This is a genomic window from Sinorhizobium sp. P24N7, assembly GCF_042436655.1.
Classification (GTDB): domain Bacteria; phylum Pseudomonadota; class Alphaproteobacteria; order Rhizobiales; family Rhizobiaceae; genus Sinorhizobium; species Sinorhizobium meliloti_A.
Window position 1 is genome coordinate 165,116 of record NZ_JBHMIW010000011.1, and the last position, 25,132, is coordinate 190,247.

Annotated in this window: 26 protein-coding genes; 12 read left to right on the top strand and 14 right to left on the bottom strand. The window is 63.7% G+C overall.

Annotation, left to right across the window (positions count from 1 at the left end; translation table 11 throughout):
* The first annotated feature begins 38 nt into the window (after positions 1-38).
* The 3 genes from ACFHWW_RS20410 (at position 39) to ACFHWW_RS20420 (ending at position 3,902) form a co-directional block, all read left to right on the top strand.
* Positions 39-1,793, top strand: a complete 1,755-nt coding sequence (locus ACFHWW_RS20410) for a cytochrome c biogenesis protein DipZ (RefSeq protein WP_379940448.1) — start codon at positions 39-41, stop codon at positions 1,791-1,793.
* A gap of 178 nt (positions 1,794-1,971) precedes the next feature.
* Positions 1,972-3,018 carry an alpha/beta fold hydrolase gene (locus ACFHWW_RS20415; protein WP_379940450.1) on the top strand — a complete coding sequence of 349 codons (1,047 nt, stop codon included), beginning with the start codon at positions 1,972-1,974 and terminating at the stop codon, positions 3,016-3,018.
* 143 nt (positions 3,019-3,161) lie between these two features.
* A complete protein-coding gene (locus ACFHWW_RS20420; protein ID WP_379940561.1) occupies positions 3,162-3,902 on the top strand; it encodes a VOC family protein in 741 nt (246 codons plus the stop codon).
* Between the two features lie 156 nt (positions 3,903-4,058).
* Here the strand turns inward: ACFHWW_RS20420 and ACFHWW_RS20425 are convergent, their stop codons facing one another.
* The 5 genes from ACFHWW_RS20425 to ACFHWW_RS20445 all read right to left on the bottom strand — a co-directional run bounded on the left by ACFHWW_RS20425 (position 4,059) and on the right by ACFHWW_RS20445 (position 8,153).
* A complete protein-coding gene (locus ACFHWW_RS20425; protein WP_379940452.1) occupies positions 4,059-5,405 on the bottom strand; it encodes an ATP-binding protein in 1,347 nt (448 codons plus the stop codon).
* Positions 5,405-6,142 carry a response regulator gene (locus ACFHWW_RS20430; protein ID WP_275599666.1) on the bottom strand — a complete coding sequence of 246 codons (738 nt, stop codon included), beginning with the start codon at positions 6,140-6,142 and terminating at the stop codon, positions 5,405-5,407. Before ACFHWW_RS20430 ends, ACFHWW_RS20425 begins: the two co-directional genes overlap by 1 nt.
* 257 nt (positions 6,143-6,399) lie before the next feature.
* The gene (locus tag ACFHWW_RS20435) at positions 6,400-6,804 is read right to left on the bottom strand and encodes a cupin domain-containing protein (protein WP_379940455.1); all 405 of its coding nucleotides are present in this window, start codon (positions 6,802-6,804) and stop codon (positions 6,400-6,402) included.
* A 187-nt stretch (positions 6,805-6,991) separates the two neighbouring features.
* Positions 6,992-7,171, bottom strand: a complete 180-nt coding sequence (locus tag ACFHWW_RS20440; protein WP_379940457.1) for a hypothetical protein — start codon at positions 7,169-7,171, stop codon at positions 6,992-6,994.
* Between the two features lie 295 nt (positions 7,172-7,466).
* Positions 7,467-8,153, bottom strand: a complete 687-nt coding sequence (locus ACFHWW_RS20445; protein ID WP_324764303.1) for a BON domain-containing protein — start codon at positions 8,151-8,153, stop codon at positions 7,467-7,469.
* Between the two features lie 164 nt (positions 8,154-8,317).
* On the opposite strand from ACFHWW_RS20445, the gene ACFHWW_RS20450 reads away from it, so the two are divergent.
* The 4 genes from ACFHWW_RS20450 (at position 8,318) to ACFHWW_RS20465 (ending at position 10,609) form a co-directional block, all read left to right on the top strand.
* On the top strand, positions 8,318-8,491 hold the full coding sequence (locus tag ACFHWW_RS20450) for a hypothetical protein (protein ID WP_324764302.1): 174 nt from the start codon (positions 8,318-8,320) through the stop codon (positions 8,489-8,491).
* A 156-nt stretch (positions 8,492-8,647) separates the two neighbouring features.
* Positions 8,648-9,226: a nutrient deprivation-induced protein gene (locus ACFHWW_RS20455; RefSeq protein ID WP_324764301.1), complete on the top strand. Its 579-nt coding sequence runs from the start codon at positions 8,648-8,650 to the stop codon at positions 9,224-9,226.
* Entirely contained in the window at positions 9,219-9,638 is a 420-nt protein-coding gene (locus ACFHWW_RS20460; protein WP_018098028.1) for a phage holin family protein, read from the top strand. The genes ACFHWW_RS20455 and ACFHWW_RS20460 overlap by 8 nt, the downstream gene beginning before the upstream one ends.
* Complete coding sequence (locus ACFHWW_RS20465) at positions 9,635-10,609, top strand: DUF3618 domain-containing protein (RefSeq protein ID WP_379940462.1); 975 nt, start codon at positions 9,635-9,637, stop codon at positions 10,607-10,609. Before ACFHWW_RS20460 ends, ACFHWW_RS20465 begins: the two co-directional genes overlap by 4 nt.
* 62 nt (positions 10,610-10,671) lie before the next feature.
* Here the strand turns inward: ACFHWW_RS20465 and ACFHWW_RS20470 are convergent, their stop codons facing one another.
* Positions 10,672-11,742, bottom strand: a complete 1,071-nt coding sequence (locus tag ACFHWW_RS20470) for a LacI family DNA-binding transcriptional regulator (RefSeq protein WP_379940464.1) — start codon at positions 11,740-11,742, stop codon at positions 10,672-10,674.
* 222 nt (positions 11,743-11,964) lie between these two features.
* Between ACFHWW_RS20470 and ACFHWW_RS20475 the strand changes: the two genes are divergently transcribed.
* The 5 genes from ACFHWW_RS20475 (at position 11,965) to ACFHWW_RS20495 (ending at position 16,246) form a co-directional block, all read left to right on the top strand.
* Positions 11,965-12,801 carry an ABC transporter substrate-binding protein gene (locus ACFHWW_RS20475; protein WP_324764298.1) on the top strand — a complete coding sequence of 279 codons (837 nt, stop codon included), beginning with the start codon at positions 11,965-11,967 and terminating at the stop codon, positions 12,799-12,801.
* A gap of 61 nt (positions 12,802-12,862) precedes the next feature.
* Positions 12,863-14,371, top strand: a complete 1,509-nt coding sequence (locus tag ACFHWW_RS20480) for an amino acid ABC transporter permease/ATP-binding protein (protein ID WP_100672526.1) — start codon at positions 12,863-12,865, stop codon at positions 14,369-14,371.
* Positions 14,372-14,449: 78 nt separating this feature from the next.
* Complete coding sequence (locus ACFHWW_RS20485) at positions 14,450-15,580, top strand: NAD(P)/FAD-dependent oxidoreductase (protein ID WP_379940466.1); 1,131 nt, start codon at positions 14,450-14,452, stop codon at positions 15,578-15,580.
* A 95-nt stretch (positions 15,581-15,675) separates the two neighbouring features.
* Positions 15,676-16,020 carry a hypothetical protein gene (locus tag ACFHWW_RS20490; protein WP_379940468.1) on the top strand — a complete coding sequence of 115 codons (345 nt, stop codon included), beginning with the start codon at positions 15,676-15,678 and terminating at the stop codon, positions 16,018-16,020.
* 34 nt (positions 16,021-16,054) lie between these two features.
* The gene (locus tag ACFHWW_RS20495; RefSeq protein ID WP_379940470.1) at positions 16,055-16,246 is read left to right on the top strand and encodes a hypothetical protein; all 192 of its coding nucleotides are present in this window, start codon (positions 16,055-16,057) and stop codon (positions 16,244-16,246) included.
* A gap of 82 nt (positions 16,247-16,328) precedes the next feature.
* Here ACFHWW_RS20495 and ACFHWW_RS20500 read toward each other — a convergent pair whose 3' ends face one another.
* The 8 genes from ACFHWW_RS20500 to ACFHWW_RS20535 are packed head-to-tail and all read right to left on the bottom strand — an operon-like array spanning position 16,329 to position 24,875.
* Positions 16,329-17,108 carry a TIGR04290 family methyltransferase gene (locus ACFHWW_RS20500; RefSeq protein WP_026168915.1) on the bottom strand — a complete coding sequence of 260 codons (780 nt, stop codon included), beginning with the start codon at positions 17,106-17,108 and terminating at the stop codon, positions 16,329-16,331.
* Between the two features lie 2 nt (positions 17,109-17,110).
* Positions 17,111-18,151, bottom strand: a complete 1,041-nt coding sequence (locus tag ACFHWW_RS20505; RefSeq protein ID WP_379940472.1) for a UDP-glucuronic acid decarboxylase family protein — start codon at positions 18,149-18,151, stop codon at positions 17,111-17,113.
* Positions 18,152-18,170: 19 nt separating this feature from the next.
* A complete protein-coding gene (locus tag ACFHWW_RS20510; protein ID WP_379940474.1) occupies positions 18,171-19,289 on the bottom strand; it encodes a glycosyltransferase in 1,119 nt (372 codons plus the stop codon).
* Complete coding sequence (locus ACFHWW_RS20515; protein WP_379940476.1) at positions 19,286-20,371, bottom strand: glycosyltransferase; 1,086 nt, start codon at positions 20,369-20,371, stop codon at positions 19,286-19,288. Before ACFHWW_RS20515 ends, ACFHWW_RS20510 begins: the two co-directional genes overlap by 4 nt.
* The gene (locus ACFHWW_RS20520) at positions 20,368-21,498 is read right to left on the bottom strand and encodes a glycosyltransferase (RefSeq protein ID WP_379940478.1); all 1,131 of its coding nucleotides are present in this window, start codon (positions 21,496-21,498) and stop codon (positions 20,368-20,370) included. Before ACFHWW_RS20520 ends, ACFHWW_RS20515 begins: the two co-directional genes overlap by 4 nt.
* Positions 21,499-21,502: 4 nt before the next feature.
* On the bottom strand, positions 21,503-22,654 hold the full coding sequence (locus tag ACFHWW_RS20525) for a glycosyltransferase family 4 protein (RefSeq protein WP_379940480.1): 1,152 nt from the start codon (positions 22,652-22,654) through the stop codon (positions 21,503-21,505).
* Positions 22,651-23,772 (bottom strand): NAD-dependent epimerase/dehydratase family protein, encoded by a 1,122-nt coding sequence (locus ACFHWW_RS20530; RefSeq protein WP_379940483.1) that lies wholly within the window; start codon positions 23,770-23,772, stop codon positions 22,651-22,653. The genes ACFHWW_RS20525 and ACFHWW_RS20530 overlap by 4 nt, the downstream gene beginning before the upstream one ends.
* On the bottom strand, positions 23,769-24,875 hold the full coding sequence (locus ACFHWW_RS20535; protein ID WP_379940485.1) for an NAD-dependent epimerase/dehydratase family protein: 1,107 nt from the start codon (positions 24,873-24,875) through the stop codon (positions 23,769-23,771). Before ACFHWW_RS20535 ends, ACFHWW_RS20530 begins: the two co-directional genes overlap by 4 nt.
* Positions 24,876-25,132 lie beyond the last annotated feature (257 nt).

Below are 25,132 nucleotides of genomic sequence, written 5' to 3' on the forward strand. Positions count from 1 at the left end.
CGCCGCGAGAGGCGCAGGTCCAATGCAGAGGGACGAAAATGATCCTTTTCACGATAGCTTATCTTGCAGGTGTGCTGACCATCCTCAGCCCCTGCATCCTCCCGGTCTTGCCCTTCGTGTTTTCGCGGGCCGGCCAGCCCTTCGCCAGGAGCGTTCTACCGATGCTCGTCGGCATGGTTCTCACATTCTCGGGCGTGGCAACACTCGCCGCGCTCGGCGGGGACTGGGCGGTGAACGCGAATGTGGCCGGGCGGTATGCGGCGATCGCAGTGCTCGCCGGTTTCGGCGTGACCCTGCTTTCGGCGCGGGCCGCGGCCCTGTTCACTCGTCCGGCTGTCGCACTCGGCAGCCGGCTCTCACAAAGGGTGGCCGGTCAGCAGCCGAGCGTCGGAGCGTCTCTCCTTCTCGGTGTTGCAACCGGACTTCTTTGGGCGCCCTGCGCAGGCCCAGTTCTGGGCCTGGTGCTGACCGGCGCCGCCCTCCATGGTGCGAATGTCGAGACCACGCTTCTGCTGGCGGCCTATGCTGCCGGCGCGGCGACTTCGCTCGCCTTGGCCGTTCTTGCCGGGGGGAGAGTGTTTGCGGCGATGAAGCGCTCACTCGGCCTTGGCGAGCGGCTCCGGCAGGGCCTCGGCATTGCCGTCCTTGCCGGCGTTGCCGCAATCGCGCTGGGGCTCGATACGGGGCAGCTTGCGCGCCTCTCCTATGCAAGCACCGCAGCCCTGGAGCAGTCGCTCCTCGACCGTGTACGGGACGAACCCGTCGAGGAGAGGGCGAGCGCGTCAACGGCCGCCGACGGCGAGCGACCGGCCTACCGAAGCGACTTGCCGGTGGAAGGCATGTTCCCGCCGCTGGACGGAGCCGTCGAGTGGGTCAACTCGAAGCCTTTGAGCGTGGAACAGCTGCGCGGCAAGGTCGTGCTCGTCGATTTCTGGACCTACTCCTGCATCAATTGCATCCGTACGATCCCTTATGTCCGCGCCTGGGCCGAGAAGTACCGGGACCAGGGGCTGGTGGTGATCGGCGTGCATGCGCCCGAATTCGCCTTCGAAAAGCGCATCGACAACGTCAAGCGTGCAGTGACGGACTTCGATATCCGCTATCCCGTTGCGATCGACAACGATTTCGCGATCTGGCGCGCCTTCGGCAACAGCTACTGGCCGGCGCACTATTTCATCGATGCAGAAGGGCGGATCAGACACCATCACTTCGGTGAGGGCGATTATGCGCGGTCGGAGCGCGTCATACAGGAGCTGCTCGCGGAAGCGGCAGGGAGTAGCCGGAGCGACAGTGGTTTCGTGCGGCCGGATGCGACGGGTGCAGAAGCCGCGCCCGATCTCGCCCACCTCCAGTCGGGCGAGGATTATGTCGGCTACATGCGCGCTTCGAACTTCGTGTCGCCGGAGCGTGTCGCAGCCGATGCGGCGCGCGACTATACCGCCGGCAAGCCTCGGCTCAATCAATGGAGTCTCGCCGGCAACTGGACGGTTGGTGCAGAGCAGGCGACACTCAATCGGGCCGGGGGCGCAATCACCTACAAGTTCAGCGCGCGCGATCTGCACCTTGTCCTCGGCCCTGGGAAAAACGGCGGCAAGGTGCGCTTTCAGGTGAAAGTCGACGGTGTAGCACCGGGCCCGGATCACGGTTCGGACATCAATTCCGACGGCAATGGAACGGTGGGCGAGACGCGCCTCTATCAGCTCGTAAGGCAGTCGGGAGAAGTGCGCGAACGGACGTTCGAGATACGCTTTCTCGATCCCGGCGTTGAAGCCTTCGTTTTTACATTCGGATGAAAGAAGAGAGGAGAGCGCGCGTCGGTGCCGTGAGGTCTGGCGCGCGTGAATTGTAGCCTACTGTATCGGCGGCCGTGAAACGGTACACGGGCTTTCAATTGCGGTCGGGCGGGCTCACATTCGAGATACATCACCATCGCATTTCACGGCTGTGGTTCACACTATCCGGAGAAGTTCGATGACAGGGGAATTCAATCTGCGGCGGCGGCGGTTCATGGGAATGGCGGCATTGACCGTCGCTGCGGCGCATTTCGGCGTTGGACGCGGCGCCCTCGCAAAGTCAACGAGCGAGGCTCGCATTCCGGCGACAACGCCGGGGACCAATACATCTTTCGCTAAGATCAGGCAGATCGACGCGGGTGTCCTCAACATCGGGTATGCCGAGGCGGGCGCGAGCGATGGCCCCGTGGTCATCCTGCTGCATGGCTGGCCCTACGACATCCACACCTATGTCGATGTGGCGCCCCTGCTCGCCAATGCGGGCTACCGGGTGGTCGTTCCTTATCTGCGTGGCTACGGCACGACGCGATTTTTATCCCCCGACACACCGCGCAACGGTCAGCAGGCGGCGATCGCCGCCGACATCGTCGCCCTGATGGATGCGCTCGGCATCGAGAAGGCCGTCATCGCCGGCTGCGATTGGGGCGCACGCACCGCCAATATCGTCGCCGCACTCTGGCCGGAGCGCTGCAAGGCATTGGTTTCGGTGAGCGGCTATCTGATCGGCAGCCGTGAAACCAATAAGAAGCCTTTGCCCCCGAAGGCGGAGCTTGCCTGGTGGTACCAGTTCTACTTCGCCACGGAGCGCGGGCGCGCGGGCTACGAACAGTACCGGAAGGACTTCGCGAAGCTCATCTGGCAGCTCGCATCGCCGAAATGGGATTTTGACGACGCCACCTTCAATCGAAGCGCTGAGGCCTTGGACAACCCGGATCATGTGGACATCACCATCAATAATTACCGCTGGCGGATCGGCCTTGCCGACGGCGAGCGCAAATATGATGGGCTGGAAGCCCGGCTTGCCGAACTGCCGGTGATCGGTGTTCCGACGATCACCTTGGAGGGCGATGCCAATGGCGCTCCGCATCCGGAGCCCGCAGCCTATGCCAAGAAGTTCTCCGGCAAGTACGAGCACCGGCTGATCTCGGGCGGTGTCGGTCACAACCTGCCGCAGGAAGCCCCACAGGCTTTTGCCCAGGCGGTCGTCGACGTCGATCGTTTCTGATCGCGTTCGCCTGCGGAGTAATGTCCTCGTATCGAACTGTATCCGCCGGCGGTCCCGTGCGGATTGGCTTACAAATTCCGCCCCTTGCGAAACATCCCATACACGTGCGGGGCGGCATATGTGTCTCGACAGTCGGACGAGGCCTGCAGCTTCCGTCCCGCATCGTCAACCAAGAAGGCACATGGCGCCTTGCGCCTCCCAGACAAGAGGAGAATGACATGACCACCGCAATCAATAGCGAAAGAGCCCGGCCGGTCGATATGAAGCTCGAAGTTATCGTCGTACCCGTGTCGGATGTCGATCGCGCAAAGGAATTCTACGCGAGCCTCGGCTGGAGGCTCGACGCCGACTTTGCCGGTGCCGACGACTACCGCGTGATACAGTTTACCCCGCCCGGATCGGGTGCCTCGGTCATCTTCGGAAGGCATGTGACCGATGCGGAACCGGGTTCTGCGCAGGGATTGTACCTCATCGTTTCCGACATCGAGGCCGCCCGCGAGGAGTTGCGCGGCCGCGGCGTCGATATCAGCGAGGTGTTCCATGCGGGCGACGTGAATGCCGGGAGCGACGAACCGTATCTGTTCGGAACGCATCGTGTCGACGGCCCTGATCCCGAGCGCCGCAGCTATCGCTCCTACGCTTCGTTCCGCGATCCGGACGGCAATGGCTGGCTTTTCCAGGAGGTCACCGCTCGATTGCCCGGGCGCGTCGACGCGGACGCGACGGCGTTCGGTTCGGCCGCCGATCTCGCAGCCGCGTTCCGCCGCGCCGAAGCAGCCCACGGCGAGTACGAAAAGCAGCTCGGACACCGGGACGAGGACTGGCCCATCTGGTACGCCGATTACATTGTCCGGGAGCAGTCCGGCGAGCCGCAGCCAGCCTGAGACACTGCAGCCTGAAACGATCATGCATAGCGGGGCGGTCGAGACCGCCCCGTTCGTTTGGTAAGCTGCCCGTCTCGCGGATCAGACGGGGTCGATAGCTCCTCAGGCAGCCCTTGGAGCACTTCCGGGAAGTGCGTCGTTTCAAAGGTGAGCGTTTCACTGTTTTGATGAAACAGGGAAACGCTCCAGGGAAAGCTCCGCGGCAAGGCCGCCGCCATCGCGGTTGCGCAAGGTCAGGGAGCCGCCGATGACCGTCGCGAGCTGTTGGGCGATTGCGAGGCCGAGCCCGGTCCCGCCCGTATCCCGGCTGCGTGATTGCTCCAGGCGGAAGAAGGGCTGCAGAACCGCTTCGAGCTGGTCTTCCGGAATGCCGGGACCGCGATCGAGGACGTTTATGGTCACTGTGCCCTCGGGACGGCGCTGAACCTCGATCTCGGCGCTGCCCCCGAACTTCAGCGCATTGTCGATCAGGTTGGTGAGAATCCGTCTCAAGGCATGCGGCCGGGTCAAGATTGCGCCGTCCGCCAATTTGCCGAAAGTGACGGCCTTGCCGGTATCCTGATAATCATAGGCCAAACTCTCGATGAACGAGGCGAGATCGATGCGGGTAGCCTTTTCGTCCTTGCCGTGGGCGCTGCGTGCATAGGCGACACCTTCCCTGACGAGACGTTCGACCTCGTCCAGATCCCTCATCAGCTTGTCTCTCTCGATGGACGCTTCGGCCATTTCCGCTCGGAGTTTCATCCGTGTGATCGGTGTTTGCAGGTCATGCGAGATCGCGGCCAATATCTGCACGCGCTCCTCCAGATACTGCGCGATGCGATCCCGCATCGCATTGAATGCCGTCGCCGCATAGGCGACTTCCCTCGGTCCGGTCTCGCTGAGGCGCGGCGTCTTGCTGTTCGGATCGAGCGTGTCGGCGGCCTTCGCCAGATCCGCGAGCGGGCGGGTGGCCTGCCGCACTGCCAACCAGCTGCACAGGACTAGAAGGGAGAGCTGAGCGACGAGAACGTAAGGCAGCCAGTCGGCAACCGGCATGACGCCCCTTGGCGTGACGTCGATCGTCAGCGGCTCACCGTCCCTCAAGCGAAGATGTGCCTGAAGACGGCGGACGCCACCGGGGATGGATTCGACCTCGATCGGATATTTCGCACCGATGGCAGCCCGGACCTTGTCGGCGACCTCGGCGTCGGCCTCATTGAGCACGGGACTGCCGGGCATGCCCGGCCCCAGGACGAAGCGGTAGGATCCGCGAGCGAGCCGGCCCAGCCAGGCGGCGCGTTCGCTCGCGGGGAGCCGGTCGAGAATGGCGATCGACGTCGCGACGTCGGTTTCGAGCGTATTGAACATCACCGACCTGGCGGCGATGTAGCGTTCCGAGAACAGAACCGCAAAGGACATGGCGTGGGCGACCGCCAAACCGGTGAGAAGGATAACGAAAAGCCGCGCCCTGAGTGTGCGCGGCCACAGGTGAATACCATGGAGAATCGACCGCGCTGCCATCAGCGGGGCTCCACGATCTCGACCGGCACCGAAAAGACATAGCCTTCGCTGCGGACGGTCTTGATGTAGGTCGGCTCCCGGGCATCGTCGCCGAGCCGCTGGCGAACCCGGCTGACCAGGAGATCAATCGATCGGTCGAAGAGTTCGGCCTCGCGCCCCTGTGTGAGGTTGAGGAGCTGATCGCGGTTGAGGACGCGCTGGGGGTGATCGACGAAGACGCGCAGCAGCCGGTATTCGGCGCCGCTGAGCGCGATCGCAGTACCGTCCGCATCGATGAGATGCCTTGCCGTCGTGTCGAGCCTCCATTGGCCGAAACGCAACAGCTGACCCGCCTCCGAGACCTGCAGGTTCGCCGGCAGCATTCGCGCGCGCCGCAGGACCGCCTTGATGCGGGCGAGCAGTTCGCGCGCCGAGAACGGTTTGGCGATATAGTCGTCGGCGCCCATTTCCAGCCCAATGATACGGTCCATCTCGTCCGAGCGGGCGGTCAGCATGACGATGGGCGTCGCCTTGTGTCTGCCGACACGCAGTTCGCGGCTCAAGACGAGGCCGTCGTCGCCCGGCATCATCAGATCGAGAATGATCAGATCGACCGTATTCGCCTCCAGGAAGGTCCGCATCTGCCGCCCGTCGGCGACGGCGGTCACCCGCAAACCGTTCTTCTTCAGGTAAGCCGACACAAGCTCGCGGATTTCCCGATCGTCATCGACGATCAGGATGTGATCGATATGCTCCATGGCAAGACACCCCTTTGACCGCCATTTCTTATCAGAACGAGAATACCGTGACAGCAGTATTCACCGGCTCATGCCTGTGCCGTAATGCGGGGGTCAACGCAAGGATCGGAAAGCGGCACGCAGCTCGGCGCTGAAGAGATCCGGCCCTTCCCACGCGGCGAAATGTCCGCCTCTGTCCACGCGGTTGAGACCGGGGGAGGAGTACGGAGCCGCCGGTTTGTTGTCGCGCCGAGGTTCTCGGCATCCATGACGGACGCTCACTTGACCGGAACGACGAGCGGGGAGCCTTTTTCGACGATGTATGTCGCGAGCTCCGATGCCTTGCCGCTGCCGACATTCTTCGCGAGATGAGCCACCCCGGCCGGAATGAACAGGGCATCGCCGGTATGAAGCGTGACCGGCGCTCTCCCCTCGAGCTGATATTCCAACGAGCCTTCGAGCACATAGGCCACCTCTTCGCCCGGATGGGAGTGCTTGATGGAGACGGCACCGGGATCGAAATCGACGCGCACCTGGATCGTTTCGCGCCCCGGCTGGCCGAGATCGTGCTGCAAGAGATCGGTGCGGTGAAGTCCCGCCTGTTGTGCTTTGGCCGCTTGCAATGCCAATCCGCTTCCAACGACCAGCAGCGCGGCCGCCAAGATCCGAGACGTCTTCTTCATAGAGGTCATCCTTTCCGCTTTGGCAGAGGCTCGTCCTCGATGCCAGTGCGGTTATTTGAACGACCGCGTGTATTGACGATGTGTCGGCCGGGCGGGACTTTTGTAACGGCATGTGTCTGCGGCGAAGGCGTCGGCCTTCGCCGCACGACGCCGACGATGGCCACGCTTATTCGCCGGCCCGCCTGCATCAAATCCGATCGAGGCTCCGCCAGGGCGCCTGGTGGTCGAGGATGGTGGATCCGGGGCACCAGGTGGACGAGCGGTTCCATGGGCTCGCTTGCTGGCGCCACAGAGGACCGAACCACAGAAGCACGAGCGCCGCTCCCAGCGGGAGGGCGGGGATCGCGATGAACAATGCCGTTTGCATAAGCTTTGTCGGTCACGCGGGGGTAACCGCTCCTATCGGCCGTTGTGCGGCCTCTCGATTCTTACAACCGGATGGTCCTAAGAAAGTTCCTTGCAGTGCACATGCTCGCCGGGGCGGCTGCGAAGTCTTCGATGCGAGCAGATGGGGAACTTTTCACGCCATGAACTGTCGGGCGCGCCTTGTTCGTTGATCCCACCTCCGGTCGCTGCCGCTTTAGCCATTGATCCAGCGCCCTCCTGGACGGAAGACCGATGCACACTTTCCCGGAAGAGCCGTTCCCCTGGATGCCTGCCTCTCAAGCGATGTTGCGGTCGGTGTTGCCGGCATTCCAGCCGGGTGATCCTCCCGACGGGCGGATGCGAAGGCTGTTCTGGACTTGCTTCACGCCGGAGACGGCCTCGGCGCAGTCCTCGGCGCGGCGTTTGGCCCATTTGGAATCGACCAAACCGCTCAGTTGGACTTCGCCATTGGTGACCGAGACCGCGATATCGGAGGCGTCGAGCATTCCGTCGTCGCTCAGGCGATCGCTCACATCTTCCTGGATGCGGGTGTCCGAACGGATGTAGCCCTTAGGACCTTTGCCGCGATGCTGGTCCATCTCGCGTCTACGCTCGGCGCCCTTGTCGCCCAACCACGACGCGACTTCGTCGCTGGCGCGTTCGAGAAAGCCGCGCTCCCCGTAGCCCCTGCCGAGGCGGGGATAGTCCTCGCCATAGTCGTCGTCGCGGTAAAAGCCTCCACCGCCGAAGTGACCTGGACCGTATGCGCGTTCCCGTTCCCAGCTGTCATCGCGGCCGCGATATGTGCCGGAGCGGCCCGGCTCGTTACCGGCAAAATACTCCGAGCTCTCGTAGTCCGTAAGCCGCGGACCGGCAGTCAAGGCGCGGCGCCTCTCGTCCTCGTAGGTTTGGCCGCGCCGGCGCCGGTCCGATTCGGGATAGCTCTCGTAGACGTCGCGGCTCCAGCTCCTGTTCCTGGCCATGATCTCCTCCTTGGCTTGGTTCGTCGACGTCGGTCAAACCCGCGAGCAGACACTCGGTTCCGGCGCAATGAGCGCTGCGGCACGGGCCCGGGCATGCCGCGGAAACAGGACCGCCCGGAACCTTCGGCGGCCGACACGGTTGGCTGCATTGAGGAGATACGACGATGTTGACGAACTATTTCTGGCTTTTTGTCACCGGCGGTGGCGCCTTCATACTCGGCGCTGCGATCGCCTATGCCATCTTGAAGCAGAGGCCGCTCTCGCGCGCCGAAAAGCAGGCGCAGAAGCGCAAGGTCGAGGAACTTTACGAACAGTCGCCGGAGAACCGGCCCCGCTGATCGCCGGGCGGCGAGATGGCTGCAACGGGAGGCTTCCTGAACGAGCGAAGCACGCCAGGGGAAGGCCTGCGGCGCTTTGCAGGGAACAAGGCTCCAAATGGCTCGTTTGATTGCGTAGACGATAACGATCCCCGTTATGCATGGGAGGAATTGACAATGACCAATGACACAAGCGGCCGCGGGTCCGGCGATCCCTTGGGCAGGCCTTTGACGTCCGCGCAAGGCATCGAGCGCGTGAGCGGCGTGCAAGCCGGTGACACCCGCGGACAGGGGGGGGCGGGTGACCGCAGCCTCGAGAACGCCGTGCGTGAAGACATGAACGAGTTCAAAGAGTTCGCCAGTGAACAGACGGAACAGGCAAAGGCGGCGGTCGGCCGCGCCGTGGAGGATGAGAAAAACGTGGCAGCACGCCAGTTGAGCGGTGTTGCTGACGCACTCGAGAAGGTCGGAAACGAACTCGAACAATCGGATCAACGGGCCATCGGCCGCTATGCAAAGCAGATCGGCACGTCGCTCCAGGGCTTCGCACGCAAGGCAGAGGGCCGCAATCTCGGCGAGATCGCCGGAATGGTCGAAGATTTCGGCCGAAAGCAGCCACTCGCCTTCCTCGGCATGGCCGCGATCGCAGGACTGGCCGCAAGTCGGTTCCTCACCGCTTCGCCTCCACGCCGCGACGGACGGGATGCTTCGGGACGGACCCGTCAATCAAGCGAGAAGGAACGCTATAATGGCTAATCATCGGGACGAGCGCCCCCTGACGGAACTGATGACCGGACTGGTGGCGGATATATCCGGTCTTTTCCGGAAGGAAATCGACCTCGCGAAAGCCGAGGCATCCGAGAACCTCAATCGAGCGGTCGGCAGCCTCGAGACGCTCCTCGTCGGGCTGATCTTTGCCATAGGCGCAGTCGGCGTGCTGCTGAGTGCCGTCGTCCAGGGTCTGGGCGCCTTCCTCGTGGCTCAGGGCATGACCGAAGCGAATGCCGATGCGTTGTCGGCGGCCATCGTCGGCGTGGTTGTCGCCTTGCTTGCCTGGGTGATGATTTCGCGCGGCCTCTCGGCGCTCAAGGGCAGCAGCATCCAGTTCGATCGGACGGCCGCCTCCCTGCAGCGCGACGCGAACGTGGTGAAGGAGAGACTGCAATGAACGATTCCGCACACACCCACTCCGCTGCCGAACTGCAGCGCGAAATAGAGGCCGATCGCCAGCGAATCGAGGAAAAGCTCCACGAAATTCAGGAGCGCATGTCGCCGGGAGAACTAATGGACGAACTGCTCGAATATGCAAAAACGAGCGGCGGATCCGAATATCTGAGCAATCTCGGCGTGGCGCTCAAGTCAAACCCGATCCCGGTTGCCCTGATGGGGGTAAGCCTCGCCTGGCTGATCGCCAACCCCGCCTCGCGCGCGCCGCGACACGGGGAGGGGAATGACGATGCGGATGATTACCCGCTTGCACCCGTAAGGGGCTCCGTCCGGAGAGTGGGGCCGGTGGAGGCGAGCTTCGGCGAGCGCTACAGTCACTTCACGGATGAAAGCGGCAGCCGCTTCCGCGCCCTGACGGACGATGCCGGCCGGCGGGCCGGCCACTTCGTCGACCCGGCCGGGAAGATCTATCGCGGCTTTACCGACGCGGCAGGCAAGCAGATCGAAGATATCAGGGACGAGACCGGCGCCCTGTTCGACGAAGCGTCCGGCTGGGCGTCCCGGACGTGGAGACAGGTGAGCGCCGCAGCGGGCCGTATGTCCGATTCGGTGACGGGAGCCGGCAGGTCTCTCGCCGGCAGCATGCAGGGTGCCGGCCGGTCACTCGAAGAACAGGGCGCGCAGCTCAACGCCGCTATCTTGAGGCATTTCCGCGACCAGCCGCTTGTCGGCGGAGCGCTCGCCTTTGCCGTCGGTGCGGCAATCGGGGCGGCGCTGCCCCACAGCGAGGCCGAGGACGAGGCACTAGGCGAAATGGCGGAAGATGTGCGGTCCAATCTCGCGGCCAGGGCGAATGCCGGCGTGGCGCAAGCCATGGAGGCCGGGCAGGAAATCCTCGACAAGGCCGGTGATGCGGCGCTGGAAGTGCATGACGCGGTCAAGGATCGCCTGCAGCAGTCGGTCCGGGAGTAACCTCCCGGGGGAGTTCCGCGCTTCGTTGAAAGCGGAACTTCCCCAGCCAAGCGTCGAAAGGATTACGCCGGCGCTTCAGCGACCGAGGCGCGTTCGACGATTTCCGTTTGCAGAACGACCCGGCGGGCTTCCATGTCGTTCCCGCTGAGGCGTTCAACAAGCAATTGGGCGGCCCTTTCGCCCAATCGGTAAACCGGTTGCCTAACCACCGTGACAGGCGGCGATGTCACGGACGTCCAGTCAGCGTCATGAAACGAGACGAGCGACAGGTCGCTGGGAATAGCAAGGCCGATCGCGCGGCTTGCCTTGAAGACCTCGAGTCCGATCAAGCTATCGGAGGCTATGATCGCAGTCGGACGCATGCTCGCCCGCAAAATGTCGGTGGCGATACGGTGCGTATGCGCCGGCGAGGACGCGCCGACATGCACCCACCTTTCCATCTCGGCCAGGCTCGCCTCTCGGCAAACAGCCAGAAATCCTTCGATACGTCGGCGTACCGAGCCCGTATTGATATCGGCCGGCGTGCGGAATAGATGATCGGGCGTGTCGCAGGCGGTGAGATAGGCGATGCGTCGGTGGCCGAGCGCAAGAAGCCTACGCGTGACGCCCTCGGCAGCGTCTCTGTCGTCGGCGATAACGGTATCGACGTCGAGTGCCTCGCTGCCGCGGTCGAGTAGCGCCAGCGGCCGCCCCGAGCGGGCCACTTCCTGCAGGTGGTCAAGTTCACTTTCCTTGGCGGGTGAGACGATCAGGCCGTCCACCCGTTTGGCAAGCAGCGTACGGATCGCCGCCTTCTCCGCGGCGACGTCCTCGCCCGAATTTATTAGGATGACGGTAAAGCCCGCTTGCCGGGCGACGTCGGTGATGCCCCGCACGGCCAGGCTGAAGAACGGGTTTTCGATGTCGCCGACCACGACGCCGATCGTGCCCGATCGGCCCGTCGTCATGCTTCGGGCAAGCTCGTTTGGCCGGTAATCGAGCGAACGGGCGGCGGCGGTCACGGCTTCGCGCACCCGATCGCTAACCGTTCCGTAGCCGCCCAGAACGCGTGCTGCCGTCGCCTTCGAGACGCCGGCCCGACGCGCGACGTCGGCAACGGTGACGGAGGTGGGTCGGGACGGATTCTGGTCCATAATTCCTAGCCTTACAAGACATATTGACGACTGGCAAACACGAAGATAACAATTGCAACAAGAAATGAGACCGGTCTCAACGGGGGGGTGAGACCGGTCAAGAACGAAAGCTTCTAATAGGGGCATGCGATGGCATGCTACCGGACGCGCGGGTGATCCGGCCGACCGGGGAGGGCCTTGTCCTTTCAACATTGCAAAAACACCACCAGAGGAGAAAAACCGATGAACTCATTCCAAGTCTTGCATGTGCCGCTCGCCAGATTGGGCGCGGCCATCGCTGCAATAGTCTTTGGCCTTGCGGCAGGTGCCCTGGCACCGGCCGCCGCTCAGGACAATCCCTTTGGTCTGATCGACCCCACAACCATCAGCGTCGGTACGATGGGTGATGCCAAGCCATACGCGTTCTCAACTGCTGACGGCAATTTCACCGGCTTCGACATCGAACTCCTGCTCGACGTGGCCAAGCGGATCGGCTTCGAGAGGGAACAGGTGATCTTCACCGGGCAGGATTTCTCGGCCCTCATGCCCTCGGTCGCCAACGGCCGATTCGACGTGGCGGCGGCCGCGATCGGAACGACAGAGAAGCGCAAGGAAACAGTCGACTTTTCCGACGGCTATCTGGCAGGCTACCTTTCCGTGCTCACCGCGGACGCAGATATCACCGGCGCCGAAGGCTTAAAGGGCAAGCGGCTTGGGGTCGTGCAAGGCACGCTCCAGGAAATTTATGCACAGAAGAACTTCACGGGCACCGATCTCGTCAAATTCCCGGACAATAACTCTGCCGTATCCGGACTGAACAACGGCACGATCGATGCGCATTTCCTCGATTACGAGGCGGCAAAAGACTATGCCGGCCGGTATGAGGACCTGAAAGTGGCGGTGAACATTCCGAGCTTCGACGCGCCGGCCGGTTTCGTCATCCGCAAGGGCAACGATGCCCTGCGGGAGGCCCTGAACAAGGCTTTGCAGGCCGCCATGCAGGATGGAACCTGGAAGACCCTGCACGAAAAATGGTTCCCCGGCACGCCGATGCCAGCCGATTATCTCCCGAAGCCCTAAATCCCGCTTTCCGGTCCGATCGTCGTCGGTCGGACCGGCCTTTCCTTCAGGGGGCCGCCTGATGAACTGGCTTGAAAACCTTCGCCGCAGCTTCCTCGATTGGGGCGCGATGGCCGAAGTCCTGCCGACCATGATCACGGTCGGTCTGAAAAACACGTTGATCCTGGCGGCCGCCTCGACAGTACTCGGCATCGTCATCGGCATGGTGCTCGCCATCATGGGCATTTCGCGGTCGCCCTGGCTGCGTATCCCGGCCCGCATCTATACGGACATCTTCCGCGGTCTGCCGGCCATCGTCACCATCCTGCTGATCGGTCAGGGCTTTGCGCGCATCGGCCGCGAACTGTTCGGCCCGTCGCCCTATCCTCTCGGCGTTCTCGCGCTCAGCCTCATAGCGGGCGCCTATATCGGCGAGATCTTCCGTTCAGGCATCCAGAGCGTCGAACGCGGCCAGATGGAGGCGTGCCGGGCGCTCAGTATGAGCTACGGCCAGGGCATGCGCCTTATCGTCGTGCCGCAGGGCGTGCGTAGGGTCCTCCCGGCACTGGTAAACCAGTTCATCGGCAATGTGAAAGATTCGAGCCTCGTCTATTTCCTCGGCCTGCTGGCTTCCGAACGCGAGATTTTCCGCGTTGGCCAGGATCAGGCCGTGGTGACCGGCAATCTCTCGCCGCTCCTTCTCGCGGGCGTCTTCTATCTCTTCGTCACGGTGCCGCTCACGCATTTCGTCAACGCCATCGACAGCCGTCTCAGGCTTGGCAAGCAGCAATCGGCGGCCATTACGAGCGGGCTGGAGGAGGTTAGCGAACTCGATCGCGCCGATCACGCCTCGCAGATCGCCTTCAAGGGCGGCAGTTTGGAAGTCCGCGATCTCGGCATGGCCTATGGCGAGCTCGACGTGCTGAAGGGCGTCGACCTCTCGGTGAGGCCCGGCAGCGTCACCTGCATTATCGGCCCTTCCGGTTCGGGTAAGTCGACACTTCTGCGCTGCCTCAACCGTCTGGTGGAGCCAAAGTGCGGCGACATCCTGCTCGACGGCGATAGCATTCTCACAATGAAGCCGGAGCGGCTCCGCCGCCGGGTGGGTATGGTCTTCCAGCACTTCAACCTCTTTCCGGATCACACGGCTCTCGAAAACGTCATGCTGTCGCTGACGAAGATAAAGGGTCTGCCGAGGGCCGAAGCGGAACGCATCGCAAAGGTGCGGCTTGCCGATGTCGGTCTCGCCAGCCGCCAGCATCATCGCCCCGGTGGTCTCTCCGGCGGGCAGCAGCAGCGCGTCGCGATAGCCCGCGCGCTGGCCATGGAACCCGAAGTCATCCTATTCGACGAGGTGACGAGCGCGCTGGACCCCGAGCTCGTTAAGGGTGTGCTCAACCTCATGGCCGATCTCGGTAAAGGCGGCATGACCATGGTCGTCGTCACGCACGAGATGGGCTTTGCCCGACGTGTCGCCGACCAGGTCGTTTTCATGGACGAGGGGCGCATCGTCGAGGCAGGCACGCCCGAGGCGATCTTCGACTATCCGCAGAGCCCACGCCTTCAGCGTTTCCTCGCCGAAGTGCTCTGAAGGCAAGGGGAGAAGACGACGATGAGGGCCCATCCTCGCATCACCTGACCTGTCCAACCGATCGAAAGACAATTGACCATGACGGATAACATCATCACTTCGGCGGTCATCATCGGCGCCGGCATTTTCGGCGTCTCAACGGGCGTGCAGCTTGCCCGGCGGGGCATTCGCGTGACCATCCTGAACGATGGTCCGCCGGCCGGCGGCGCTTCCGGCCGCTCGCTCTCCTGGTTGAACTCGTCGCGTATTCGCTCCGAACCCTATCACCGGCTGCGCATGGCGGGCATCGATCGCTACCGCACGCTCTCGGCGCGCTTCCCCGATGCGGACTGGCTTCGCTTCGACGGTGGCCTGACCTGGGATGCCGATGACTCGAGCAACGGCATCGACGCAGCCTATCGCCATGAAGTCTCGCTCGGCTATGATGCAAAGCGCCTCGCGCCGGGCGAAGTCGCGGCAGTGACGCCGGGTCTCGACGCGCGCGCGATCACGCCTCAGGGCGCGATCTTCAATCCGGGTGAAGGGTGGGTCGATCTGCCGATCCTGATCAACCTGCTTATCGAAGAGTTTGCCAAGCTCGGCGGCACGCTCGTGACCGATGAGGGTGCGGCAAGGGTCGTTGTCGAAGGCGGTAGGGCGGTCGGCACCGAAACGGCCGCGGGCAATCGCTTCCTGGGGGATGCCGTCCTGCTGGCCACCGGCTCAGCCGTGCCGAAGATGGTGGAGCAAGCCGGCGAGACCATCGACGATGCAACGCCGGTCGCGCTTCTGGTGCGAACGAAGCCGCTTGCCCATCCTTTGCGCGCCGTCTTGAACACGCCGCGTGTCGCCGTCCGCCCCGCGCCGGGCGGCACCTTCTCGCTGGATGCCGATTGGGCGGCGGATGAAGGCGTGAAGATGCATGAGGACGGTTGTCGCGATATCGATGCGGCCGTCGTAGATGCGCTCCTGACCGAGGCGTCAAAGGTAATGGAGGGCAATCCGAAGCTCGAGATCGCCTCCATCGGCGTCGGCGGCAAACCCATTCCAGGAGACGGCGAACCGGTGCTGGGAGCGCTCAAGGCCATTCCCGGCTACTACGTCGCCTTCAGCCACAGCGGTGCGACGCTTGGCCTTATCGTTGGTGAGCTTCTGGCTTATGAGATCGCAACGGGTGTTGAGCATCCGATGCTCGCCACATTTCGTCCGGAACGCTTCACATCGCCGTAGCGGAAGGCGACGATCACGTCAGCCCCGACGCCGCGGAGGAGCAGGGAACAAATATCCTGAAAGCCGGTTGAGTCGCGAAGCGGAAAGGAGCGACCATGTCCAAGCCGGCAAGCAATTCTGCGCAGGTGCGCGGCGACATCCAGCATGGAAGGACGGGCGACAAGAGGCGCGGCTTCGACCCCGCGGCGGCGCCGCTCGAGACCGATGACGAAGCAGGCGGTATGCCGCCCGGCAGTGAAGCGGTCCGAAACGCCAGGGCCGGGCAGGCCGCGGGGAGGCTGGCCGATACCTCTACCGAGTACAACGACGCGATGCGGCCGCTTGCAGCGGCGGAGACCGCCGCACCGAACAGGCAACGGCTGGGGCTGAGCCTGGCCATCATAGCCATGGCCGTCGTGATAGGCGCCTTGATCTACGCCGGCGGGCTTCTCTCGCCGTAAAAGCGGTTCTTCAAACAAGCGAAGGAGTCTCCAAATGCCTGACCGTCGACGCCCCTCGAAAGATCCTCTATCGGAACTGGCCGCTCGCGAGGAAGCCTTGTATTTGCGGCGCTCGTCGACGCGCTTTCTCGAATGTGCGATTCATCTCTGCGTGACGCACATGACGCTTCAGGAAGTCGCCGACCTGCTCGAGAAGGAAGCGGCGCAGCTTCGCCGCTTCGGATGAGGTCCGTGAGCGACGGACCGTCAACGCCAAGGCGACGGTGAATTGCCCCTCTGGCCTGCAGGCCGGAGGTTCGCCGCAGCCACTAGTTCCCGATATCTGCTGAATTTCCGAGGATCCTCAAGGTGGGCTCGTCCAGATACGGGCGCTCGCCGCGCCGCAGGAGATAGACCTCCCGCTCGGGATTGGCTTCGATGACGAAGCCGGCGCTTCGCAGCATCGCTTCGACGCCGGCGCGGTTGGGGATGAACCAGTTGGTGGGGTCATCCGCGAAGCGGTGTTCGACGAAGAACAGCTTCGGATAGTCGGGCCGGTCGAAGATCTCCCACTCCCGGAAATCGTAATCACCCTTGAGAGTTGCCACGGATTCCGACCCGCGCTGCATGCACTGGAAGAGCATCTGGTCGCCGACGACATGCTCGTAGAGGAGGTCGAGTGCCAGCAGCGGATGGCGCAGGTGATAGAGAACGCCCATGAAGATGACCAGATCGAACCTCTCGCGCAGCCGTGCCGCGTCGTAGACCGACATAAGCCTGTACTCGATGTCGACCCCCGCCTGCTCCGCGGCAAACTTCGCCTGCCGCAGATAGTGCGGGTCCGAGTCGATGCCGAGTACGCGTCCGGCATTGCGGCGTTTCATCTCCTGCGCGTAGAACCCTGCATTGCAGCCGATGTCGAGGACGCTCCTTCCTTCGAGGTCTTCCGGCACCACATGCCTGAAGGCCTTCCATTTCACCGCGGGATAGTCGCCGAGGAAGTGACCGGGCGCCGTCTCGATGCCTCCGATCCGCATGTTGTGGAACCAGGGACCGAGCGCCGCAATCTCTTGCGCGATGACCGTTCGGTCTTTCGTCTGCTGAACCATGATCACAGATCCTGAGTGACGACGGAAAGTTGCGGCTGGCGCCGGGTGCGGCCGGACCGGCGTTCAGCGCGGCTTTCGGCAAGTGCGCTCTGGAACCAGGCGATCGTATAGGTCAACCCGTCCTCCAGAGGAACTTTCGGCTCCCAGCCGAGAAGCTTCCTGGCGCGCGCGATATCGGGACGGCGACGCTGCGGATCGTCCGCCGGCAGCGGCTCATGGACGATCGTCGAGGCCGTCTCGATCCTGGAGAGGACCAGTTCCGCCAGTTCGATGACGGTGAATTCTCCGGGATTGCCGAGGTTCACCGGCACGGCAGGATTCTCCTCGCGGTTCATCAGCCGGATCAGTCCGTCCACGAGATCGGACACGTAGCAGAAGGAGCGCGTCTGCTCGCCACTGCCGTAAACGGTGAGCGGCTCGTTCCTCAGCGCCTGGACGATGAAGTTCGATACGATCCGGCCGTCATTGGGGCGCATATGCGGACCGTAGGTGTTGAAGATGCGGGCGACCCGCGTGTCGACGCTTCCCGCCCTCAGACTGTCGAAGCACAGGGCTTCCGCCGCGCGTTTGCCTTCGTCGTAGCAGGCCCGCGGCCCGGTGCAATTGACGTGGCCCCAGTAGTTCTCCTGCTGCGGATGCTCCTCGGGATCGCCGTAGATCTCGCTCGTGGAGGCCTGCAGCAGCGTGGCCCCGTGCCTTTCGGCAAGCCGGAGGAGGTTTCCCGTCCCGGTCACGCTTGTCATCATCGTGTGGATGGGATCGGCCTGGTAGGAGGGCGGCGAGGCGGGGCAGGCCAGATTGTAGATCTGGTCGAGCGGTTCATCGATGTCGATCTCGTCGCAGACGTCCTGTTCCACCATTGCGAAATAGGGGTCGTCCTGCAGACCGACGAGATTGGCAGGGGAGCCGGTGAGATAGCTGTCGAGGCAGATCACCCGGTTGCCGGAGCCTAGAAGTGCTGTACAAAGGTGCGACCCGACAAAGCCGGCGCCGCCGGCAACCAGGATGATCTTTCCTCGGCTTGCTTTGTTTCTTTTAGCCATCGGCCGTTCTCCTTTCGGGTTAAACCGGAAGCCGCCGCTCGGAACGCCTTGTGGCGAGACCGGTCCTGGCGGCGACGCTTTCGATTGCCTCGACAAAGGTCCGTGCGCGCGCCGCGGAACTGTGCGCGGCGGCGACGCGTCGATAGGCGCAATCGGCAAGTGCTTTGCGTTGTTCTTCGTCGAGCCGCGTCAATGCCGTGACGACATCGCTGCTGTTTCGCGCGATGATCACGGCCTCGCCGGCCGGGAAGAAGCTTTCGATTCCCTCCCACCAGTCGCTGATGAGCGGCGTGCGGCACGCGGCGGCCTCGAAGAGGCGAACGCTCGGGGACCAGCCGGCGGCCACCATGTCGGCTCGCGTTACGTTCAGGGTGAATCGCTGGCGGCTGTAGAATTCGGCATGTTGGCCGGGCGGCAGATGTTCGATGCGCGCGACGTTTTCCGGCCAGTCGATGTCCTCAGGATAGCTCGGTCCGGCCACGACGAAGCGCATGTGCGGCAAGCGCCGCGCCGACTCGATCAACAGGCGTTCGAGCGCGGGTTGCCTGTCGGGGCTGAAGGTGCCGAGATAGCCGAGGTCCCACTCGGTGGCCGCACCGGTATCGCGATAGGCGTCGAGGTCGACGGCGCAATAGAGGGGCACCGGCCGCCGCGCCGCGAACTCGTCCCGCAGCCGGTCGAGCGTTCTGCCGCCGGAGAAGGAAAAATAAATGTCGAAGTCCGCAACCTGTCTTCGCGCGAGAAACTCCTCGTCGCCGCGCTTGAGCTTGGCGAGCGTCACAGGCGTGTCGATGTCGTAGAAGCACAGACGTTTCGGTGCGAGATCCGCGACCGCGTCGATGACCTCCACGCCATCAGGCACGTAGGAGCCGATGACGACGGCATCCGCGCCGGCAAGCCTGTGCGCATGCCTGGAGACGAGTTCGTCCGGGTTCGCGTAGAACAGGAGGTCGCAGAAATCCGGCGCGGCCAGATCGCGGTTGCTCGCATACCAGGGCACGTCCCGTTCCAGGAACGTCGCCTTGTGCCCGGCAGCGTCGAGCGCGCGAAGCAAAGCGCGATAGGTGGTCGCATGACCGTTGCCCCACGAGGAGGACAGCGAGAGACCGAGAATGACGATGTCGAGCGGTCGCTTCATTCGGCAGCCTCCATGCGGCGCGCCTGCCGCAGGACGCGGTCCACCTCCTCGGCACGGTGCGCATAGGTATGCTCGGCGAGAACGCGGCGGAGCGCCCGTTCGCCGATCTCCCGGGCGCCGGCCGCCGTCAGTTGCTGCATCAGTTCGGCGACGTCGCGGCCGTCTCTGGCGACCAGCACTTCTTCTCCGGGTTTCAGGAAGAGCTCGATGCCCTCCCAGTAGTCGGTGATCAGGCAGGCGCCGGCGCCCGCGGCCTCGAAGACGCGGGTTGCCGGCGAGAAGCCGTTTTCGGCCATGCTGGCGCGTGAAATATTCAGGACGGCATTCGGCGTCGTGTTGAAGGCATTGTGGTCGGCGGTCGGGACGTGCCCGATATAGGCGACATTCGGGGACAGAGACTTGTCGTGCCATCCGGATCCGCCGAGCAGGAAACGCCGTTGCCAGAGCTTTTGCGCCGGCTCGAGGAAGAAGGCCTCTACGCGCTCCTCCCGGTCCGGCAGGCGGTTGCCGAGGAAGGCGAGATCGGCGGCAAAGTGCGGATCCGGCGGCACCGGATGGTGCGTCTCCGGATCGACGGCATTGTAGATCGGAACGCAATCGCGGGCGCCAAGCGCGCGATAGGCTTCGACTACGGGATCGCCGCCGCCATAGGTCAGCACGAGATCCAGGGAGGAAAGCGCGTGGCGAAGCGGGTGGTCGGGCGCGGCCCTGAGTTCGGCCAGAGTGGCGGGTGCATCGACATCCCAGAAGATTTTCAGCGCCGCCGGGCCTGCCGCGGCCATCACCTCGGCGAGCAGCAGTTCGTCCTCGAAGCCGACGCCGCTCGCCTTGACGACGATGTCCGCTTTGGCTGCTTCCCGCGCCACTCGCTTCAACGCCTCGACGGTCCCGTCATAGACGACGACCCTGCACCAGGAGGGCGGATCGATATCGCGGTGCTTTTGCCGATCGTAGACATCGGGCTCGTAGAACGTGATTTGATATCCCCGTTCGGCAAGTGCCCGGAGCAGGCCGCGATAGTAGGTGGCCGCGCCGTTCCAGTAGGCCGAAACGAGACTCGATCCGTAAAATGCCAGCCTCATACCTCGACCTCCTCCGAAATGATCTGTCGCGCGCCGGAGCGTGGCCTGTAGGAGGCCACGATGGCGAGAAGCTCGTCGACGCGATGGCTGCATGTGTGGCGCGCCCGGATCGTCTCCAACCCGGAGGCGGTCATCTCCGCGGCGAAGTCCGGTTCGGCGAGCAACTGGCGCAGAAGGCGCGTCATTTCCTTGCCGTCCTTGACCAGGCAAAAATCCCTGCCCGGCCGGAAAAGCCCTTCGGCATCGGTCCAAGGCGCCGAAATCAGCGGAATGCCGCAGGCAAGCGCCTCGAAGACGCGGATCGTCGGTATTCCCGGAAGGGCCTCGACATAAGGCCGGCGCGGAATGTGCACGGTGACCCGATGCTCGGCGAAAGCCCGCGGAACGGCGGCATTGGCGAGCCAGCCGCCATAGTCGATTTTCGCGGACCGTAAAGCCCTGAGCGCGGTCTCGGGATATCGCACGCCGCGGACGGTGGTCCTGAGCTTCAGCTTTTTCGCCGGTTCGACCAGGAAGGACATGATCTCGCTGCTGCGCTCGTCGTCGCCCCAATTGCCGATCCAGATGAGCTCGCCCCGCTTTTCCACGTCCGGCATCGGGTGGAACAGCGAGGTATCCGCAGCCTCGTGCCAGGTATGGACATGCCTTCCCCAGCCCGCCTGCAGATAACGCTCCCGCAGCGCCTCACCGAAGGCCAGAACGAAGTCGTATCCGGAAAGGTCGAGCCGGGCGATGTCCCGCTCGGCGCTGACGGCGCGGTGATGGGTATCGTGGAAAGCGAGCGTGAAGCGGCCGCCCTTCAGGCGAATGCGGCCGAGCTCGGCGACGAGAGCGGGATCGGTCCACTCATGCACGATGACCATGTCGGCCTCGCGGGCCGCCGCTTCATGCTCGAAATCGGCCCCGTAGATCCCGACCCTCAAATCGGGGAAGGTCTTGCGGAAGGCAGCGATCGCTCCGTTACCCTGATCTGCGACGAGATTGCGCCGGCTCCAGGAATCGCCGGGCTCGAGCGCTACGGCCTCGTGGCCTCGCCGGATGAGTTCGCGCATGACACCGCGCAGAAAATGCGCATTGCCGTGGTTCCAGTCGGACACCAATGAGTGGGTGTAGAAGAGAAATCGCATCCGCTCACTCCGCTGCCGTCAATCGATCGGACCCGCTCATCACCCGCCGGTAGGCGGCGAGCACCGCGTCGCGCTGAGCCTCGACCGTGAAATCGGCTGAGCGCAGCTGCGCCCGCCGGCCAAGGTCGGCCCTGAGCTTTGCATCCTCCGTCAGCCGGTTGACGGCTTCGGCAAAGGCGGCGGGATCACCGGGGTCGGCGAAAAGGGCGACGCCCTCCCAGAGCTCGCGATAGGTTTCGATGTCGGCGAGGACCAGTGCGGCGCCTGCACGCGCGGCTTCCAGCGCCACCAGGCCGAAGGGTTCATAGACCGATGGAGAGACGACGATCCCGGCCTTCGACATCAGCCTCATCGTCCGGTCGTGGCTGAGTTCACCTTCGTGATCGGCATGCATGATCGCCAGGTGCTGCCCGTTAGGGCCTTCGCAGGCGCCGGCCATCACGACCGGCCAGCCTATGTCGGCGGCGGCCCTGTCGAGCACGGCGCCGTTCTTGCCTTCGTCCCACCAGCGACCGGCGGCAAAGACGAAGTTTTCCTTGGTGCTGACGGAGCATGCATTCCGGCTCGCATTGTAGACGACTGCGAGATCGGGGATTGCGCCGTAAGTGCGCGTCAGGGTCGCGGCATGGCTTCGGCTCGGCGCGAGCACCAGGTCGGCGCGGTCGAATCCCAGCCGGTTCAATCGCTTCTGCCAGGCCCAGGCTTCCGGCAAACCGGACCCGCGCACCGCAGCGAACCAGGAGGCGACGCAGGAATGCGACATGGTGACGAGCGGTATTTCCGCCGTTAATCGAGCCGCCTGGGACGGCAGGTTGAGATGGAGGAGATCGACGGAATGCCTGAGCGCAAGTTCGGACAGGAGGTGCGGGACGCGGTCGAGTTCGCTCTCGTCTTCGACCATCCAGTCGAGCGGCTGAGCCGGCCATTCGAGCCGGCCTATGCTGTTCGCCTCGCGCCGTTGCTCCGGGGAAGGTTGCGGGCCGAGGCCGACGATCAGCGGCTCCACGCCGCAATCGCGCATGGCCGCAGCGAGATCCATCGCATAGCGCCAGACGCCGCCCACGGCATCGACGGTCATCAACACCCGCCGCGGCAGTGGGCCCGGGGCCCTGCGGCGGCCGTCAAATCGAGCGGTGGAAACGGCGGGAAGGCTCATGCGGTGACCCTCCGCGGTTGGCGCCGGATCCTGCTGACCGCACCCCGATCGTCGTGAAGCCAGGCGTAGAGGTCGCGCAAGCCTTCGCGCCAGGGCATTGCGGCCTTCCAGCCAAGCGCATCGGCGATCGCGCGCGTATCGGCGACGAAGTACAATTGGTCGCCTGCGCGCCAATCGCTTTTTGCCTTCGCGAGCACGCGGCCGGTCAAAAGCTCGATCTCGCGCAGCACGTCCATAATGCTGACGGCATTGGCGGGTCCGCCTCCCAGATTGAAAGCGCGCCCCTTCAGGCGGTCGATCGATTTCAGGAGCGCCCTATAGGCCGCGACCGCATCGGTGACATGAAGAATGTCGCGGACCTGCTTGCCGTCGCCATAGATCGAAACAGGCTCGCCGGCGAGGGCGCGAATGAGGAAATGGGCGACCCAGCCCTGGTCCTCGGTGCCGAACTGCCTCGGCCCATAGACGCAGCTCATCCGGAGCACGGCCGTCGGCAAGCCAAAGGAGCGGGCATAATCCAGCACATACTGGTCGGCGACACCCTTCGAGCAGCCGTAGGGCGTACAGAAATCCAGCGGTTGGGCCTCACCGACGCCATGCTCCCGTGTCGCCTCGTCGGCCGGCATGTAACGGCCCCGCATGTCCTGGATCGCCATGTGCCCGAGGGCGCCATAGACCTTGTTTGTGCTGGCGAAGATGACGGGCGCACGGCGCCCAGCCAAGCGTGCGGCTTCGAGCACGTTGAGCGTGCCGCGGGCATTCGTCTCGAAATCGTCCGTCGGCTGCTCGAGGCTGGTGGTTACCGCCGTCTGGGCCGCAAAGTGAAACACAGCCCTGGCTTCTCTGAAGGCAGGTTCGATCGCGCCGAGGTCGCGGATATCCGCGATCAATGCCTCGACGGCACGGCCGTGGCCGTCCACCAGCCATTCGAGGTTTCGCTCGACCCCGGGACGGCTGAGATTGTCGAGAACGATCACGTGCTCGCCGTCGCGCAGAAAGCTGTCGGCCAGATTGCTGCCGAGAAAGCCGCTGCCGCCAACCACCAGGATCGGCGCCGTCTTGCCGGAAAGAGCGGGCGCCGCCAGATGCCGGTCCGTACCGACCGTCCGGCCGCTCATAGGACCAGCCCCCGTGCTTCCAGATGGCGTTTCATCTCGGCGCCGCGGTCGATCGCGCCGGCGCTGCGGACCCACTGGGCAAATTCCGCAAGCGAATCCTCGAGCCGGTGGGCCGGTTCGAAGCCGAGAAGGTCGCGTGCCTTGGCGATATCGGCAAAGCAATTGCGGATATCGCCTGAGCGGGCCTTGTTCATGATCTCCGGCTCGATCTCGGGTACACCCATTGCTTCGGCAAGCAGCGAGGCGATGTCCGCAATGGCGTAGGCGTTGCCGCTGCCTATATTGATGACGTGGCCGGCGGCGTGCGGCTGTTCGAGTGCCAGCCGGAAGGCACGCGCCACGTCGCGGACATGCACGAAGTCGCGTTTCTGCCGGCCGTCCTCGAAAACCATCGGCGATTGCCCGTTGGCAAGGCGGGAGGCGAAGTTGGCAAGCACGCCCGTATAAGGGTTGGAAAGCGCCTGGCCGGCGCCGTAGACGTTGAAGAGCCGCAGCGCCACCGCGTCCGTCCCATAGGCTTCCCCGAATATAAGGACCTGACGTTCCTGCGCATATTTGGTGAGCGCGTAGATGGAAGCGAGGTCGACCGGCTTGTTCTCGTCGGTGGCGATCGGCCTCAGGCGTTCGCCGTCAGGACCGGACGGGTTCCAGGCGCCGGCTTTGATTTCGGCGGGGGATCGCCGGATATGCGCACGACGATCGCCGGTCGTCGTCTCGTACAAGCCTTCGCCGTAAACGCTCATGGAAGAGGCGACGACGATCCGCCGGATCGGCATGCCGATCATCGCCTCGAGCAGGACGGCGGTGCCCAGGTCGTTGACGCCGACATAGCGGGAAATCTCGTACATCGATTGGCCGACGCCGACTTCCGCGGCGAGATGAATGACGTGATCGACGTCCTTCAGCGCGCTTTTCACCGCGTCTGCGTCGCATATGTCGGCGCGCCGCATGTCTACTTCCGGTGGCAGCGTGACCTGCGCATCCGCATGGACCTGATCGTTCAACGCATCGAGGACACGCAGGTCGTAGTTCCTTGAAAGAAGCTCTTCGACAACATGCCGCCCTATGAAGCCGCAGCCGCCGGTAACAAGTACTTTTGTCATAATGCACCTGATGATGACCAATCAGAGATAGAGACAAACCTCCAACAAACGTGCGTCGCAAATGTTCCTTCTTCTTTGACTTCTTCTTCTTTGATGTTCTTCTTTGATCCCCCGGGGGGCGTCGCCCCGTGCCAAGGTACAAACCTCTCTTTCGCGGGAGTGTTCCACGCGAACTGCGGGCATCAGGAACAAAAGCTGCAACATCAAGTTAAGGGCGGGAGGCTCTTGAACATTGCTCGGAGCTTTCTTTGGCCGGG

Coding starts and splice junctions, on each gene's coding strand:
- ACFHWW_RS20410 (WP_379940448.1), top strand. CDS start 39: ATGATCCTTTTCACGATAGCTTATCTTGCAGGTGTGCTGACCATCCTC.
- ACFHWW_RS20415 (WP_379940450.1), top strand. CDS start 1,972: ATGACAGGGGAATTCAATCTGCGGCGGCGGCGGTTCATGGGAATGGCG.
- ACFHWW_RS20425 (WP_379940452.1), bottom strand. CDS start 5,405: ATGGCAGCGCGGTCGATTCTCCATGGTATTCACCTGTGGCCGCGCACA.
- ACFHWW_RS20430 (WP_275599666.1), bottom strand. CDS start 6,142: ATGGAGCATATCGATCACATCCTGATCGTCGATGACGATCGGGAAATC.
- ACFHWW_RS20435 (WP_379940455.1), bottom strand. CDS start 6,804: ATGAAGAAGACGTCTCGGATCTTGGCGGCCGCGCTGCTGGTCGTTGGA.
- ACFHWW_RS20440 (WP_379940457.1), bottom strand. CDS start 7,171: ATGCAAACGGCATTGTTCATCGCGATCCCCGCCCTCCCGCTGGGAGCG.
- ACFHWW_RS20445 (WP_324764303.1), bottom strand. CDS start 8,153: ATGGCCAGGAACAGGAGCTGGAGCCGCGACGTCTACGAGAGCTATCCC.
- ACFHWW_RS20450 (WP_324764302.1), top strand. CDS start 8,318: ATGTTGACGAACTATTTCTGGCTTTTTGTCACCGGCGGTGGCGCCTTC.
- ACFHWW_RS20455 (WP_324764301.1), top strand. CDS start 8,648: ATGACCAATGACACAAGCGGCCGCGGGTCCGGCGATCCCTTGGGCAGG.
- ACFHWW_RS20460 (WP_018098028.1), top strand. CDS start 9,219: ATGGCTAATCATCGGGACGAGCGCCCCCTGACGGAACTGATGACCGGA.
- ACFHWW_RS20465 (WP_379940462.1), top strand. CDS start 9,635: ATGAACGATTCCGCACACACCCACTCCGCTGCCGAACTGCAGCGCGAA.
- ACFHWW_RS20470 (WP_379940464.1), bottom strand. CDS start 11,742: ATGGACCAGAATCCGTCCCGACCCACCTCCGTCACCGTTGCCGACGTC.
- ACFHWW_RS20475 (WP_324764298.1), top strand. CDS start 11,965: ATGAACTCATTCCAAGTCTTGCATGTGCCGCTCGCCAGATTGGGCGCG.
- ACFHWW_RS20480 (WP_100672526.1), top strand. CDS start 12,863: ATGAACTGGCTTGAAAACCTTCGCCGCAGCTTCCTCGATTGGGGCGCG.
- ACFHWW_RS20485 (WP_379940466.1), top strand. CDS start 14,450: ATGACGGATAACATCATCACTTCGGCGGTCATCATCGGCGCCGGCATT.
- ACFHWW_RS20490 (WP_379940468.1), top strand. CDS start 15,676: ATGTCCAAGCCGGCAAGCAATTCTGCGCAGGTGCGCGGCGACATCCAG.
- ACFHWW_RS20495 (WP_379940470.1), top strand. CDS start 16,055: ATGCCTGACCGTCGACGCCCCTCGAAAGATCCTCTATCGGAACTGGCC.
- ACFHWW_RS20500 (WP_026168915.1), bottom strand. CDS start 17,108: ATGGTTCAGCAGACGAAAGACCGAACGGTCATCGCGCAAGAGATTGCG.
- ACFHWW_RS20505 (WP_379940472.1), bottom strand. CDS start 18,151: ATGGCTAAAAGAAACAAAGCAAGCCGAGGAAAGATCATCCTGGTTGCC.
- ACFHWW_RS20510 (WP_379940474.1), bottom strand. CDS start 19,289: ATGAAGCGACCGCTCGACATCGTCATTCTCGGTCTCTCGCTGTCCTCC.
- ACFHWW_RS20515 (WP_379940476.1), bottom strand. CDS start 20,371: ATGAGGCTGGCATTTTACGGATCGAGTCTCGTTTCGGCCTACTGGAAC.
- ACFHWW_RS20520 (WP_379940478.1), bottom strand. CDS start 21,498: ATGCGATTTCTCTTCTACACCCACTCATTGGTGTCCGACTGGAACCAC.
- ACFHWW_RS20525 (WP_379940480.1), bottom strand. CDS start 22,654: ATGAGCCTTCCCGCCGTTTCCACCGCTCGATTTGACGGCCGCCGCAGG.
- ACFHWW_RS20530 (WP_379940483.1), bottom strand. CDS start 23,772: ATGAGCGGCCGGACGGTCGGTACGGACCGGCATCTGGCGGCGCCCGCT.
- ACFHWW_RS20535 (WP_379940485.1), bottom strand. CDS start 24,875: ATGACAAAAGTACTTGTTACCGGCGGCTGCGGCTTCATAGGGCGGCAT.